Source organism: Microbacterium paraoxydans, assembly GCF_020524545.1.
GTDB lineage: Bacteria > Actinomycetota > Actinomycetes > Actinomycetales > Microbacteriaceae > Microbacterium > Microbacterium paraoxydans_C.
Window position 1 is genome coordinate 114,033 of the sequence record NZ_JAIVLG010000006.1, and the last position, 13,665, is coordinate 127,697.

At 70.2% G+C, this 13,665-nt stretch carries 15 protein-coding genes; 6 read left to right on the top strand and 9 right to left on the bottom strand.

What is annotated here, in order from left to right; genetic code table 11:
• The first annotated feature begins 9 nt into the window (after positions 1 to 9).
• The 3 genes from LC041_RS13180 to LC041_RS13190 are packed head-to-tail and all read left to right on the top strand — an operon-like array spanning position 10 to position 2,637.
• A complete protein-coding gene (locus tag LC041_RS13180; protein WP_226533544.1) occupies positions 10 to 771 on the top strand; it encodes an SDR family NAD(P)-dependent oxidoreductase in 762 nt (253 codons plus the stop codon).
• Positions 768 to 1,844 (top strand): mandelate racemase/muconate lactonizing enzyme family protein, encoded by a 1,077-nt coding sequence (locus LC041_RS13185; RefSeq protein WP_226533545.1) that lies wholly within the window; start codon positions 768 to 770, stop codon positions 1,842 to 1,844. The genes LC041_RS13180 and LC041_RS13185 overlap by 4 nt, the downstream gene beginning before the upstream one ends.
• Before the next feature lies 1 nt (position 1,845).
• Positions 1,846 to 2,637 carry an SDR family NAD(P)-dependent oxidoreductase gene (locus LC041_RS13190; protein ID WP_226533546.1) on the top strand — a complete coding sequence of 264 codons (792 nt, stop codon included), beginning with the start codon at positions 1,846 to 1,848 and terminating at the stop codon, positions 2,635 to 2,637.
• Between the two features lie 12 nt (positions 2,638 to 2,649).
• Here the strand turns inward: LC041_RS13190 and LC041_RS13195 are convergent, their stop codons facing one another.
• Complete coding sequence (locus tag LC041_RS13195; RefSeq protein ID WP_226533547.1) at positions 2,650 to 3,480, bottom strand: zinc-ribbon domain-containing protein; 831 nt, start codon at positions 3,478 to 3,480, stop codon at positions 2,650 to 2,652.
• A gap of 106 nt (positions 3,481 to 3,586) precedes the next feature.
• On the opposite strand from LC041_RS13195, the gene dinB reads away from it, so the two are divergent.
• On the top strand, positions 3,587 to 4,783 hold the full coding sequence (gene dinB, locus LC041_RS13200; protein ID WP_226533548.1) for a DNA polymerase IV: 1,197 nt from the start codon (positions 3,587 to 3,589) through the stop codon (positions 4,781 to 4,783).
• Positions 4,784 to 4,926: 143 nt separating this feature from the next.
• On the opposite strand, the gene LC041_RS13205 is transcribed toward dinB, so the two are convergent.
• A complete protein-coding gene (locus tag LC041_RS13205) occupies positions 4,927 to 5,271 on the bottom strand; it encodes a nuclear transport factor 2 family protein (protein WP_226533549.1) in 345 nt (114 codons plus the stop codon).
• A complete protein-coding gene (locus LC041_RS13210; RefSeq protein WP_226533550.1) occupies positions 5,264 to 6,010 on the bottom strand; it encodes an SDR family NAD(P)-dependent oxidoreductase in 747 nt (248 codons plus the stop codon). The genes LC041_RS13205 and LC041_RS13210 overlap by 8 nt, the downstream gene beginning before the upstream one ends.
• Before the next feature lie 88 nt (positions 6,011 to 6,098).
• Here LC041_RS13210 and LC041_RS13215 point away from each other — a divergent pair, with 88 nt between their 5' ends.
• Positions 6,099 to 7,073: a C-terminal binding protein gene (locus LC041_RS13215; RefSeq protein ID WP_226533551.1), complete on the top strand. Its 975-nt coding sequence runs from the start codon at positions 6,099 to 6,101 to the stop codon at positions 7,071 to 7,073.
• 14 nt (positions 7,074 to 7,087) lie between these two features.
• On the top strand, positions 7,088 to 7,942 hold the full coding sequence (locus tag LC041_RS13220; RefSeq protein ID WP_226533552.1) for a fumarylacetoacetate hydrolase family protein: 855 nt from the start codon (positions 7,088 to 7,090) through the stop codon (positions 7,940 to 7,942).
• Between the two features lie 191 nt (positions 7,943 to 8,133).
• Here LC041_RS13220 and LC041_RS13225 read toward each other — a convergent pair whose 3' ends face one another.
• From LC041_RS13225 to LC041_RS13250, 6 genes are all read right to left on the bottom strand, one after another.
• Complete coding sequence (locus LC041_RS13225) at positions 8,134 to 8,982, bottom strand: SMP-30/gluconolactonase/LRE family protein (protein WP_226533553.1); 849 nt, start codon at positions 8,980 to 8,982, stop codon at positions 8,134 to 8,136.
• Positions 8,979 to 9,809, bottom strand: a complete 831-nt coding sequence (locus LC041_RS13230; protein WP_226533554.1) for a hypothetical protein — start codon at positions 9,807 to 9,809, stop codon at positions 8,979 to 8,981. The genes LC041_RS13225 and LC041_RS13230 overlap by 4 nt, the downstream gene beginning before the upstream one ends.
• Before the next feature lie 43 nt (positions 9,810 to 9,852).
• The gene (locus tag LC041_RS13235) at positions 9,853 to 10,290 is read right to left on the bottom strand and encodes an SHOCT domain-containing protein (protein ID WP_226533555.1); all 438 of its coding nucleotides are present in this window, start codon (positions 10,288 to 10,290) and stop codon (positions 9,853 to 9,855) included.
• 84 nt (positions 10,291 to 10,374) lie between these two features.
• Positions 10,375 to 11,613, bottom strand: coding sequence for a D-mannonate dehydratase ManD (manD, locus tag LC041_RS13240; protein ID WP_226533556.1), 1,239 nt, complete (start codon positions 11,611 to 11,613; stop codon positions 10,375 to 10,377).
• Positions 11,610 to 12,794, bottom strand: a complete 1,185-nt coding sequence (locus LC041_RS13245) for an N-acetylglucosamine-6-phosphate deacetylase (RefSeq protein ID WP_226533557.1) — start codon at positions 12,792 to 12,794, stop codon at positions 11,610 to 11,612. The genes manD and LC041_RS13245 overlap by 4 nt, the downstream gene beginning before the upstream one ends.
• The gene (locus LC041_RS13250; protein WP_226533558.1) at positions 12,791 to 13,573 is read right to left on the bottom strand and encodes a 6-phosphogluconolactonase; all 783 of its coding nucleotides are present in this window, start codon (positions 13,571 to 13,573) and stop codon (positions 12,791 to 12,793) included. The genes LC041_RS13245 and LC041_RS13250 overlap by 4 nt, the downstream gene beginning before the upstream one ends.
• Positions 13,574 to 13,665 lie beyond the last annotated feature (92 nt).

A 13,665-nucleotide genomic window follows, 5' to 3' on the forward strand; every position in this document is an offset into this window, starting at 1 on the left:
AGGAGAGACATGACCGTGCAGCGCCCCGTCGCCATCGTCACCGGAGGCTCGGCCGGCATCGGCTGGGAGATCGGGCGACGGCTCTCCTCCGACGGCTATCGCGTCGTCGCTGCCGACCGCGTCCCCGGACTCACGGAGGATGACCACACCGCGGGCATCCTGTGGCGCGAGCTCGATGTGACCGACCATTCCGGTGTCGACCGCGTGTTCGGCGAGATCGAGGCCGAGCTCGGGCCGATCGAGGTGCTCATCAACAACGCCGGTATCCAGCGTCACCGCGGCATCGAAGACCTCAGCTGGGACGAGTGGTCGGCCGTGGTCGACGTCAACCTCCACGGGGTGTTCTCCGCGTTGCAGGCAGCGGGGCGGCGGATGCTGGAGCGTGGCGAGGGGCGCATCGTCAACATCTCCTCCATCTCATCCCGTGGCTCTGCGGGGCGCGCCCCCTACGCCACGACCAAAGCCGCCGTCATCGGCCTGACCTCGACGGCGGGTGCCGAGTGGGCCTCCCGCGGGGTGCGGGTCAACGCGGTCGCACCCGGCTACGTCGACACGGGCGTCTTCCGCCAGGGTGTCGAGGCGGGGACGCTCAGCCTCGACACGATCCTGTCGCGCATCCCCGCGAAGCGTCTTGCCGAAGCGAGCGAGATCGCCGCCGCGGTCAGCTTCCTCGTCTCCGACCAGTCGCGGTACATGAACGGGCAGACCCTCTACGTCGACGGCGGGTTCATGGTCGACTACGGCGTGCCCCTGGCGAAGAAGCCCGAATGATGACGATCGCCCGCATCGACACGGCGACGGCCGTGCTGCCGCTCCCGGCACCGCTGCACCTGGGGGCGATGACCGTGACCCGCCGGGAGTACAGTGCGGTGAGAGTGACGGCCGATGACGGCACCGTCGGTGTGGCCTACTGCCTGTCCAGGGAAGCGCCGATGGCCGAGATCGTCGACCGCCTCGTGGCGGTGCACGCGGTGGGGGCGGATGCCGACGACCCGGCTGCGACGTGGGGGCGGATGCTGCGCGGCAGTGCCATCGTCGGACGGGTGGGTCTCGTGCGGCGGGCGATCGGCCTGGTCGACATCGCACTCTGGGACATCGCCGCCCAGCGTGCCGGTGTGCCGTTGTGGAGGCTGCTCGGAACGGGCGACGGGCCGCGCGAATCGATGCTGGTCGCCGCGTACCCCTCCGCGGACCGGTCTCCGCGGGAGGTGGCCGACGAGGTTCTCGCTCAGGCGGACGGCTGGACGAACGTGAAGATCTCCCGCATGCCGGATCCGGCATATATGCGGGAGCTCCTCGCTCTGCTGAACGCCGAACTCCCCGACCCGACAGGACTGGTCGTCGACGTGGGCTTCGGATGGCCGGATGCCGACACGGCGCTGAGGGAGGTCGCGCAGTGGGGTGATCCCCGGCTCGCATGGCTCGAAGATCCGCTGCTCCCCGAGGATGCCGCCGGCGTCGCGCGCATCCGCCGCGAATCGGGGCTGGCCGTGGCGGTCGGCGACGAGGTCACGGATCCGTCGGTGCTCAGGGCGCTGGTCGAGGTGGGCGGCGTCGAGGCCCTGCGGCTCGATGCGGTCGCGATCGGCGGCGTGACGCCGGCACTCGAGGTGATCGCGTGGGCGGCCGAGTGCGGGGTGCCGGTCTCCGGTCACGTCTATCCTGAGGTCACCGCGCATCTGGGCATCGGCGTAGAGACTTTCGCGCGCGGCGTGAACCCCTACGACCCGGCGCCGTCGTTCATCGTCGGAGGTCCGTCGTTCGATGGGCGGGTGCGCCCGACGGACGCCGCGGGCCTGGGCTTCACGCTCGATCCCGGCGTCTTCCGATTCGAGGAGGACTGAGATGACGGATTCACCCCGCAGCGTCGTGGTGACGGGCAGCGGCAAGGGCATCGGACGTGCCATCGCGGAACGCCTCACGGCCAGCGGCTGGATCGTGGTCGGGATCGAGCGCTCCCCGGGCTCCGGCACCGTCGAGGACGGCATCGTCGCCGGGGTCGTCCTCGGAGACGCGGCCGATCGCGCGACGCACGAGCGTGCGGCTGCTGCGGCCCGGGCCAGGGCTCCGCTCGCCGGCTGGGTCAACAACGCCGGCATCACCAAGCGCACACCGTTGCACGAGCTCGACGAGGACACCGTGCGCGACGTGGTCGGCATCAACGGCCTCGGCTACATCTGGGGATGCTCGATGGCCGTCTCGGCCTTCGTCGACCAGGGCGTGCCGGGCGCGATCGTGAACATCGGCTCCATCCACGGACGCGCCAGCTTCACCGACCACGCCGCCTACGAGTTCACCAAGGGTGGCATCGATGCCTTGACCCGCAGTGTGGCGGTGTCGTATGGCGGATTGGGCATACGCGCGAACACGGTCGCTCCCGGCGGGGTGCGCACACCTCATCTGGAGGCGCAGATCGCGCGGGCGGCCGACCCCGAGGCTGAAGAGCGGGCGCTCGCGGAAGGTCCGCCGATGGGCCGTATCGCACGTGCGGACGAGGTCGCGGCGGTGGTGGCGTTCCTGCTCTCCGACGAGGCGCCCTACCTTTCGGGGCAGTCGATCGCGGTCGACGGCGCGTGGACGGCATCGTTCGGCGACATCGCCATCGACCCGGCTCTGCGGGAGCGCTTCGAGGGGTGATCCGCGGCCTAGCTACCGCAGATACGCGTCCACCATCAGCGCTCCACGAATGGCCCGCAACTCGTCGAGGATGCGGGCGATGCTCTTCGCTCCCACCGAGGACAGAGCCAGGTCATGCGGTCCGAGGGGTTCGAGTTTCCCGGTGCGGATGCGGATGACTTCCCAGCCCGCAGCACGGAGGGCACGGTCCTTGCGCAGGTCGGCGTCCTCCCGCTTGCCCACGTGTTCCAGGCCGTGACGGCCGACCGTGTCGTATTCGAGAGCGACCCGCAGCTCGGCGAACACGACATCGGGCCAGACCTCGGTGTGGCGGAAGAACGGGCGCGACACCTTCACGGCATTCACAGCCGGGTCGAAGTCGATGGCCGCGGCAAGCGCCGCGCGCAGGCGGCCTTCAGCGGCGGAGGCGGGTTTCGGGGCGCACGCGCTCACGAACGCGGTGCCGGCGGGCAGGTCGGGGGTCTTCGTGCAGAGCGCGGGCGTGGTGCGACGGGGTCTGCGCGGAAGCGCGCGAGCTTCGCCGAGCACGACGGGTTGCGGTCGGGCGAGCGCTGAGCACTCCGGGCACCACGAGGAGCGGCGCCGGACCGTGCCGGGACGCTCGCGCTGTTCGGTCGGGGTGGCGGCGAACCGATGCCCGACCGCACACTCCCAGCACAGCAGCACGTCGGCTGCGAGTGGGATCTGCGACAGCACGATGCCGTGGTTCAGCTCCGGGTGGTATTGACGTACCAGTTCCGGATACGCCGCCCAGCCGGCGCGGTAGGTGCCCACGTCATAGGGAACAGCGCGACCGCGGGAGAACTGCCGTCGCGCCCACCACTGCTTCACCGGTTCCGGCACGCACCGACGATAACCGCGAGCACCGACACCGCGTCCTCTCCTCGGTGACCGCGCATCCCGATGTCCCCGGTTCGTGCGACGATCCGCACGTCGACGGGAGAGCAGGATGCGCGGGGAAGCGACGGTGCTGCACGCCGACCTCGATGCGTTCTATGCGTCGGTCGAGCAGCGCGATGCGCCCGAACTGCGCGGGCGCCCCGTCATCGTCGGGGGCGGGGTCGTGCTGGCGGCGAGCTACGAGGCGAAGGCGCGCGGCGTGCGCACCGCGATGGGCGGGCGGCAGGCGCGAGAGCTCTGTCCGGACGCCGTCGTCGTCCCTCCGCGTATGGAGGCATACTCCGCGGCGAGCAAGGAGGTGTTCTCGATCTTCCGCGACACCACCCCGCTCGTGGAGGGGCTGTCGATCGACGAGGCGTTCCTCGAGGTCGGGGGACTGCGACGCCTCGCAGGAAGCCCCGAGCAGATCGCGGTGAGATTGCGGGAACGCGTGCGGAAGGAGGTGGGGCTCGCCATCTCGGTCGGGGTCGCGCGCACGAAGTTCCTCGCGAAGGTCGCCAGTGCCGTGAGCAAACCCGACGGTCTGCTGGTCGTGGATCCCGAGCGCGAGGAGGACTTCCTTCTCCCGCTCCCCGTGGAACGGCTGTGGGGCGTCGGCAAGGTCACGGCTGAGAAGCTGCACCGCTACGGCATCCGCACGGTCGGCGAGCTCGCCGAGCTCGAGGCGGCGACTGCGGAGCGGATGCTGGGCAAGGCGACGGGCGCGCACGTGCACGCGCTCGCGCGCCTGCGGGATCCGCGACCGGTCGACACGACTCGGCGGCGCGGGTCGATCGGCTCGCAGCGCGCGCTCGGCACCCGCCCCCGTTCGTCCGCGGAACTCGATCTCATCCTCACGCAGATCGTCGACCGGCTGGGCCGGCGACTCCGCGACGGTGACCGTGTGTGCCGCACCGTCGTGCTGCGTCTGCGCTTCGGGGACTTCTCGAAGGCGGCCCGCTCCCGCTCGCTCCGCGCTCCGACCGACCGCACCGCGGTGCTGCTGACCATGGCCAGGACCCTGCTGGTCGCCGCGCAGCCCGAGATCACCGACCGCGGCATCACGCTGCTGGGCATCTCGCTGTCGCACCTGGACCGCGCCGACCGCGTGCAGCCCGAGCTGCCGATCGACTGGGGTGAGGAAGCGCGTCTCGACACGGCTCTCGACTCCCTGCGTGACCGCTACGGTGCGGCTTCCGTCTCGCGGGCGGCTCAGCTCGGACGCGACCCCGGCTGGTCGTCGCCAATCCTGCCCGAGCACGAGTGATCCACAACGGGCCTCGCACGTTCCGAAGGAGAACGCGCGGGATGAAGGAGGCTTTTCGCGACGCGCTCCTTCGCGCCGCGAGAACTCCTTCGCGACGCGCTCCTTCCCGCCGTGAGAACTCCTTCGCGGCGTGGGGTGTGCGATCACGCCTTGAGCATCGAGGCGCGCGCGATCACCCCGTCGACCACGTCGAAGGTCGCGATCGTCTCGGTGGCGACGCCCGCGTTGATGACCTGCTCCTGCGCGACGACCCACCGGGTGCCGAACAGCACGCTGGTCTCGATCACGCACGAGAGCTCCGGGTTCTGCAGGCGAGGCTCATAGAACGCCCGGATCGCTGCGGAGCCGACCACGGGTTCGGGGGCGACCCCCGTGATCACGGCGTCCTCGGCGTAGGTCGCGACGAACGCGTCGAGGTCGTGCGCGTTGAAGGCGTCGAGCTGCGCCTGCACGGTCTCCAGGGCAGAGCGGGCGTTGTGGTCAGTCAATGCGAACCCCTCCGTTGACGTCATAGGTGGCGCCGGTGATGAAGCGGGCGCGCTCCGACGCGAGTGATGCGATGATCCAGGCGACGTCCTCCGGCTGTCCGAACGCCCCGAGCGGGATGCCGGCCTCGAGCTTCGCGCGCCCCGCGCCCTGCAACTGATCGGTGATGGCGCTCGCCACGGGGCCGGGGGTGACGGCGTTCACGCGGATGCCCTCGGGAGCGAGGTGCCTGGCGAAGCTCCGGGTGATCGCGAGGATGGCCCCCTTGCTGGCGGCGTAGTGGATGCCGGTCTGCAGGGCGCCGACCTGGCCGGCGATCGAGGCGATGTTGATCACGGACCGATCGCCCTCGGCGGCCCGGAGGAGCGGAAGGGCTCCGCGGGTGAGGAAGAAGGTGCCGCGCGCGTTGGTCTCCAGGACCATGTCCCACTCATCGGACTCGATGTCGTCGTAGGGCGTGTACGGGCAGACGCCGCCGTTGTTGACGAGCACGTGCAGTGCTCCCCACGCGGCCACGACCTCCTCGAGCAAGGTGTCGATCGACGCGCGCTCGCGCAGGTCGAGGCGCGAGACGTGAACCTCGGGCGAGCCGGCGTCCCGGCACTCCTCGGCGATGCGCACGGCTTCGGCCTCCCGTCCGGCATACGTGATCCAGAGGGCGGTGCCCTCGCGGGCGAGTTCGAGGGCGGCGGCGGTTCCGATGCCGGAACTGGCTCCCGTGATCAGTGCGCGTCGAGTCATGACCTCGATGCTATAGCAAAATTTCACGTCAGGGCGAAGGGATGTTCGCGCTGTACAACCATTTGCTAGATGCTATAGCATCGCATGCATGACCGCGCCATACATCCTCGTCAGCGACTGCGACCTGCCGGGAACCGTCATCGAAGACACGCTCCGGCAGGCGGGCCTGCGTGCCGAGCGGGCCGCCTCCGGAGCCCTCGAAGACATCGCCGCTCTCGGAGCCGATGCCGAAGGTCTCGTCGTGCAGTGGGCGCAGATCACGGGTGAGGTGATGGATCGGATGCCGAACCTCCGCATCATCAGCCGGGTCGGGATCGGCTACGACATGGTCGATGTCGAGGCGGCATCCGCTCGCGGCATCGCCGTCGCGAACACTCCGAGCTACTGCATCGAAGAGGTCGCCGCGCACACGATCGCGATGATCATGACGCAGGCGCGCGGACTCCCCGCCTACGACCGCGGTGTGCGCGCCGGCGTCTGGAAGGCGGTCGATGCCCACCCGCTCGCCGTGCGCCCCTCGGCCACCACGGTCTCGGTCCTGGGCTTCGGCCGCATCGGCTCGATGGTCGCCCGCGGGTGTCGTGCGCTCGGCTTCCGTGTGCTCGTCGCCGACCCCTACGCCTCCCCGGACGCGGTGCGCGAGGCCGGATGCGAGCTCGCCGAGGTTCCGGATGCCGTCGCGCGGGCCGACGTCCTCACCCTGCATGTGCCGCTGACCGCGGAGACCCGCCATCTGATCGATGCCGCAGCCCTCGCGAGCATGAAGCAGGGAGCCGTCGTGGTGAACACCTGCCGCGGTCCGCTCATCGACGAGGAGGCGCTGGCCGCGTCCCTCCGCTCCCGGCACGTGGGTGCCGCGGCGCTCGACGTGTTCGCGGGAGAACCCCTCGCCGCCGATTCCCCGCTGCGTGACCTCGACGGCGTGCTGCTCACTCCGCACGCCGCCTGGTACTCGCCCGAGGCGCTGGCGGACCTGCCCGTGCACGCGGCCGAGAACATCATCCGCTACCTGGCCGGCCAATCGGTGCCGATCGTCAACCCGACCCACGCTGCTGCGCGCTGACCGGAAGATCATCCATGGAACTCCTGCGGCTCGGCCCCCTCGGCCACGAACGTCCCTTCGTGCGGAAGGCGGGCGTCACCTACGACCTGTCACCGCTCACCGCCGAGATCGACGGCGCCTTCCTCGCCGCAGACGGCATCGCGCGCGTGCGTGATGCCCTCGGGCGGGGAGAGCTCACTCCGGCTGCGGTCGACGGACTGCGCGTCGGCGCTCCGATCGCCCGCCCGACCGCCGTGGTCTGCATCGGCCAGAACTACGCGGCCCATGCGGCCGAGTCCGGATCCGAGCCGCCCGAGCACCCGGTGATCTTCTTCAAGCACCCCAACACCGTGGTCGGCCCGGACGATGTCGTGCTCCTTCCGCCGGGCGCGGAGAAGGTCGATTGGGAGGTCGAGCTGGCGGTCGTGATCGGCAAGACCGCACGATACCTGTCCTCACCGGAGGCTGCCCGCGAGGTCATCGCCGGGTACACGATCTCGAACGATGTCTCGGAGCGCGCGTATCAGCTCGAGGTCTCGGGAGGCCAGTGGTCCAAGGGGAAGTGCTCCGAGAGCTTCAACCCGCTCGGACCGGCACTCGTGCCCGCAGACGAGGTCGACCCGCAGGCGCTGCGGCTGCGCTCGTTCGTGAACGGCGAGCCACGCCAGGACTCGTCGACGGCGGACATGATCTTCTCCGTGCTGCAGATCGTGCACGAGCTGAGCCAGTATCTGGTGCTCGAGCCGGGGGACATGATCAACACCGGGACGCCGCAGGGCGTCGCGCTGTCCGGCCGCTTCCCCTACCTGCAGGACGGCGATGAGATGACGATCGAGATCGACGGCCTCGGGCGGCAGCACCAACGCACCGAGCGGGTCGTCCTCGGCTGACCTCGAGGTATCCCCGGCGGCCTGTGCCCGGGGCACGGTTTCTTTCGCTGAGTGCACCGTGCCTCGGGCAGAGGCCGTCGCGATGGGGGAGCATCGCCTCGCGTGCTCAGGCGTTCCCGCCGCATCAGGCCGTTGCGTTCGACATCAGCCTGTTCTCGCGGGATCGCCTGATGCGGCGGGAGCGAGCGACCCTAGCCGGCGAAGGGCAGGACCGGGACGCCGCGCACGCCGGGGCGTACGGCGAACACCGACCCCGCTTCGGTGCCGTGATCGGCGGGCAGGCCCTGCGCGGAGGTCGTGATGTAGAGCGTGCCGAGGTCGTCTTCGCCGAAGGTGCAGGCCGACACCTGCGGAACGGGCAGGGCGATCCTCTCCCTCAGCGCCCCGGAGGCGTCATAGCCATGGACCGCGCCCCCACCCCAGAGCGCGACCCACACGCTGCCGTCCGCAGCGACGGTCAGGCCGTCGGGCAGCCCCAGGTGCTCGGGAACCGTGACGAAGGTGCGCCGTCCGCGCAGCTCGCCCTCGTTCACGTCGAACACGTCGATGCGGCTGGTCATGGTGTCGACGTAGTACGCCCGGCGACCGTCTGGCGAGAAGCCGACGCCGTTCGAGACCGTGGTGTGCGCCAGCACCGTCGTGACCGAGAGGTCCGCGTCGATCCGCAGCACGGTCCCGGCATCGGGCGTCGCGTCGTAGGCCATCGACCCCGCGAGCAGGCGTCCTTGAGGGTCGCAGCATCCGTCGTTCAGGCGTACGCGGTCATCGTCGAGCAGGGTCGCGACCGCTTTCGCGTCGCCGTCGGCGTCGTCGGCGAGGTACACGGTGCGGGCGCCGACGGCCACCAACCCGCCGCCGACCCGGGGGCGTGCGAACGCGAGGTATTCGTCATCGATGTGCCGGCGGATCACGCCGTCGTCGCGCAGGGTGAGCAGGTCGCCGGCTCCGCCGTCGACCCAGCGCAGTCCACCCCATCCGGCCCACCACACGGGTCCTTCGGCGTGGTGGGCGACCGGGCCGGTGACGTTCTCCGCGCTCATGCGTCGTCGCGCGGCGGTGCGGGACGCAGCGGGTCGGCCCGGGGAATCCGCTCCGGCTCCGGTTCGGGCGCGGTGTCGGCGGCGGTGGCGTGCGCCGGCAGCTCCCGCGCGACCTGCTTCTCGAGCACGGTGACGGCATCTTCGGAGAGCAGGATGAGTCCGTCGAGCTCCTCGCGTACACGCTTGTACGCGACGTTGCGCTCGGCCTGCGTGGCCGATTCGTCGACGGCGACCTTGAGCAGCTGCTGCGCCCGCTCGAGGCGCTTGCGCTCCGGCTCCGTGAAGGTCGAGTCGCGGAGGCGCCTGGCGTCCTTCTCCGCGATCTCGAACGCGACGGCGTAGTCGCCGACCGCCTGCAGGTACTCGGTGATCTGCTGCTCCGACACCTTCGCGTCGGCCGACGCCGGTCGCAGGGCATCCGCGGTCTTCTTCGCGCGCAGGAAGGCGGCGGTCAGGGGCTGGCGTCCGTCGCTCATGGCCGGGAAGGCGATGAGCTTCGCGACGTCGAGCTCGTAGTCGAGCCAGCGTGCGGTGATCTCGTCGTGCTCGGCGAACAGGCGCGCGAGCAGATCGTTCGGAGCGACGGATGCGGTCGTGTCGACCACGGCAGGGCCGCGGCGCTTGGACTGCTGGTTCAGGGCGCGCGCCTCGATCTCGGCGGTCTTCAGCTGCGCCTTGATGCGAAGGGTCTCCAGACGGCGCTCGTGACGGCGCTTGGAGTTGCGCTCCCAGGCCTTCGCCGCACCGCCGGCCATTCCCATGATCGGGAAGATGAGCCACCAGTAGTTCCCCGCGAAGTTCCAGAAGCCCTGGATGAACTCTTCCATGATGGGCTCAGCCTACTGCGCTGAGCCCATCACGAGAGGGCTGTCAGCTCAGCGCCTTGGCCTTGAGGGCGTCGTACTCCTCCTGGGTGATGGCCCCGGACTCGTGCAGCGCACGGGCCTTGGCGATCTCGTCGGCCGCGCTGGTGGCGGTGCCGCCGGCCACCGACTTGATGTACTCGGACTGCGCGTCCTGGATGCGCTGTGCCTGTGCGGCGCTGCGCTCACCCATGCCGCGTCCGCGCGCGATGAGGTACACGAGGGCGGTGACGATGGGGAAGAAGAGCAGGAAGATCACCCACACCGCCTTCCACCACCCGTTGAGCTTGTGGTCGCGGAACAGGTCGCCGATGATCGCGACGAGCACGAACAGGTAGCTGACGAAGACGAAGATCGTCAGGAACCACCAGATGATGTCCCAGAACGAACCCCAGAAGCCCTGGTACTCGTAGCTGATCGGGGTGATGGTCTCGAGAAGTCGCATGTCTGTTCCCTTCAGAGCGACGGTGAGCAACAGCTCACGGTATCGTCGCGCGACCCTCGAACGCCATAGCGGATGTCGAAGATGTCACCAGTCGTGAACGGTCCCGTCGCGCAGGCGGTTGTACGGCAGATAGGCCCGCTCGTACGGATACCTGCCCGCTTCGTCGATGTCGAGCTCGACTCCGAGGCCGGGCTTGTCGCCGGGGTGCAGGCAGCCGTCGGACCAGGTGAACGATTGCTGGAACACCTGGTCGGTGCGTGCACCGTGCTGCATGTACTCCTGGATCCCGAAGTTGTGGATCGACAGTCCCAGATGCATCGCCGCGGCCATGCCGACCGGGGAGATGTCGGTCGGGCCGTGCATGCCGGACTTGATCTGGTACATCGCCGCGTAGTCGAGGGTCTTCTTCAGGGCGCTGATGCCGCCCATGTGGGTGACCGCGCCGCGGACGTAGTCGATGAGCTGTTCGCGGATGAGGTCCTTGAAGTCCCAGACCGTGTTGAAGATCTCGCCGATCGCCAGCGGGGTCGTGGTGTGCCGACGGACCAGACGCAGCGCCTCCTGGTTCTCGGCGGGGGTGCAGTCCTCCAACCAGAACAGGTCGTACGGCTCCAGGTCCTTCCCCAGCCGCGCGGCCTGGATGGGCGTCATCCGGTGGTGTCCGTCGTGAAGCAGCGGCAGGTCGGGGCCGAACTCGCCGCGCACGGCCTCGAACACGCCGGGCAGGTGATTCAGATAGGCGCGGGTGTCCCAGTCCTCCTCCACGGGCTTCGCGCCGCGGCGGGCGGGCTCGTGGTCGTAGCGGGCCTCGCCGCCGAACGTGTCGGCAGTCTGCGAGGCGATGCCGTAGATCGCCTTGAGGCCGGGCACGCCGGTCTGCACCCGGATCGCCCGGTACCCCTGCTCCTGGTGCGCTCGGATCGAGTCGAACAGCTCGGGCAGCTCCTTGCCGGAGGCGTGCCCGTACGCCAGCAGCCCGTTGCGGGAGGCCCCGCCGAGCAGCTGATACACCGGGAGGCCGGCGACCTTGCCCTTGATGTCCCACAGCGCCATGTCGACGGCCGCGATCGCGGCCATCGTGACGGGTCCGCGACGCCAGTAGGCGCTGCGGTACAGGAACTGCCAGGTGTCCTCGATCCGCGACTCGTCGGCACCGATCAGCAGAGGCACGACGTGCTCGGTCAGGTAGGCGACCACGGCGAGCTCGCGCCCGTTCAGGGTCGCATCGCCGAGTCCCGTCACCCCGTCCGCGGTCGTGAGCTTGAGGGTGACGAAATTGCGGTCGGGGCTGGTGACGATCACCTCGGCCTTGTCGATGGTCATGCGATCCCTCCTGCGGTGGCGTGTGCACCGGTCGTCGTCTCGATGAGCTCGCCGGCGATGCGCACCTCGCGCGGGCGGATGCAGGCATCTCCGGGCGCCCAGTCGAACAGCAGCACGTCCGCGCGCGCCCCGATGGTCCAGTGCGGGCCGTCGGCGAGGACCGCGGCCGGTGCCGCGCTCGCGAGCCGCATCGCCGTGCCCAGAGACCCCGTCACGCGCGCGACGGTCGCGACACCCACGTCGAGCGTCTGCACCGATCCGGCGAGGAACCCGGTCGAGACGTGCCGCAGAGCGCCGTCCTCGGCGAGGTACACACCGCCACCGACGGTGGACAGGCCGCCATCGCGGAGGGCGGCGGGAGTGGCCACGGCGTCGCTCACGAGGAACACTCCGTGGTCGCGCTTGGCGGCGATCATGGTCGCGAGCGTCGCATCGGGGAGGTGGTGTCCGTCGGCGATGACCCCGGCGGTCAGGCGGGACTCGGCGAGCTGCGTCCACAGGTAGTTCGGATGCCGCGGGAGAACGGCGTGCGCGCCGTTGCCGAGGTGCGTGGAGAGGGTGGCCCCCGCGTCGACCACGGCGGCGATCTCGGCGTCGGATGCGTGGGTGTGCCCGACCGCGACCCGCACCCCGTGGGCGACGAGGAATCGCGTCGCCTCGATCGAACCGGGGTGATGCGGCGACAGGGTCACCACGCGCAGCAGTCCGGGTGCGGCATCCAGCCAGGTCTGCAGCTCGGCGGTCGACGGTGGCCGGATGTGGGCGACGGGGTGCACCCCGCGCGGACCGTCCTGTTCGGACAGGCTCGGACCCTCCACGTGGATGCCGGCGACCGCGCGCGAGGCCTCGGTCGAGGTGCGCACCGCCTCTCCGATCGCACGGATGCGGGCGCGCATCTCCTCGTCGGACGCGGTGATCACGGTCGGCAGGAAGCTGGTCACCCCGCGCGCGGCGAGCGAGTGCGCCATGGCGGAGATCTGCGCCGGATCCGGTTCGGCGGCGTTGGCGTCGCCGTCGAGATGTCCGTTGACCTGCAGGTCGATCAGACCGGGACCGATCCAGGGTGCGCGCTCCCCGGGGTCGACGGTGGGCGTGAGAGAGCGGATGCGGCCGTGTTCGATCGCGACCTCGAGCCCTCCGGCGCCGAGCGCGTTCCGGCCGCGCAGGGTCTCGATGCTCATCGCGCCGCCTGCACGGCTTCGATCGCGGCGGGATGCAGCAGAGAGGCGGCGTCGCGGTCGACGTGGACCTCGCAGCGGGAGTGCCGGCGCAGCACGGTGCAGGGCCAATGCGCGCTGATCGGCTCTTCCACGAGAGCCCTGACGGCCTCGGCCTTCCGGGCATCCGGCACCGCGCACACCAAGTGGGCGCCGGCCATGAGCGCGGGGATGGTGAGGGTGAGCGCATGGGTCGGCACGGCGTCGAGGGTATCGAAGCACTCGTCGTCGACCTGCTGCACGCGGCTGGCGAGGTCGAGCTGCACGGTGCGCACGGGGCACGGGTCGGTGAGGTCGGCGTCGGGCGGGTCGTTGAACGCGATGTGCCCGTTCACCCCGATGCCCAGGCACACGAGGTCGACCGGGCCCTCGTCGAGCAGGGCGGAGTACTCCGCGATGGCCGCCTGCGTGCCCTGCTCCGTGCGCATCGGGTGGAACGCGGCGGCCCGCACGACGTCGACCAGATGGGCCCGCAGCCAGTTGCCGAAGCGCTGGGGAGCCTCGGCGTCGAGTCCGAGGTACTCGTCCATGTGCAGCACGGTGATGCGGTCCCAGGGTACGTCGGGCTCCGCGGCGAGAGCGCGGTAGACGTCGAGCTGGCTGGGGGCCGCGGCGGCGATCATGCGCGCCGATCCGCGAGCGGCCACGGCTTCGCGCAAGGTCCGGGCCGCGGAGCGCGCGGCAGCGGCACCCATCGCGGTGCGGTCGGGATGGGTGTGCAGGGCGAACGTCGTCGTGCTCATGATTCGCTAGAGTAATGCAACCGCTTGCAAAGTCAAGCCCCAGATCGAGGGGTGCCCCGGTGCGCGGCCACGGGTGGCGTCGGCGGGGAAGA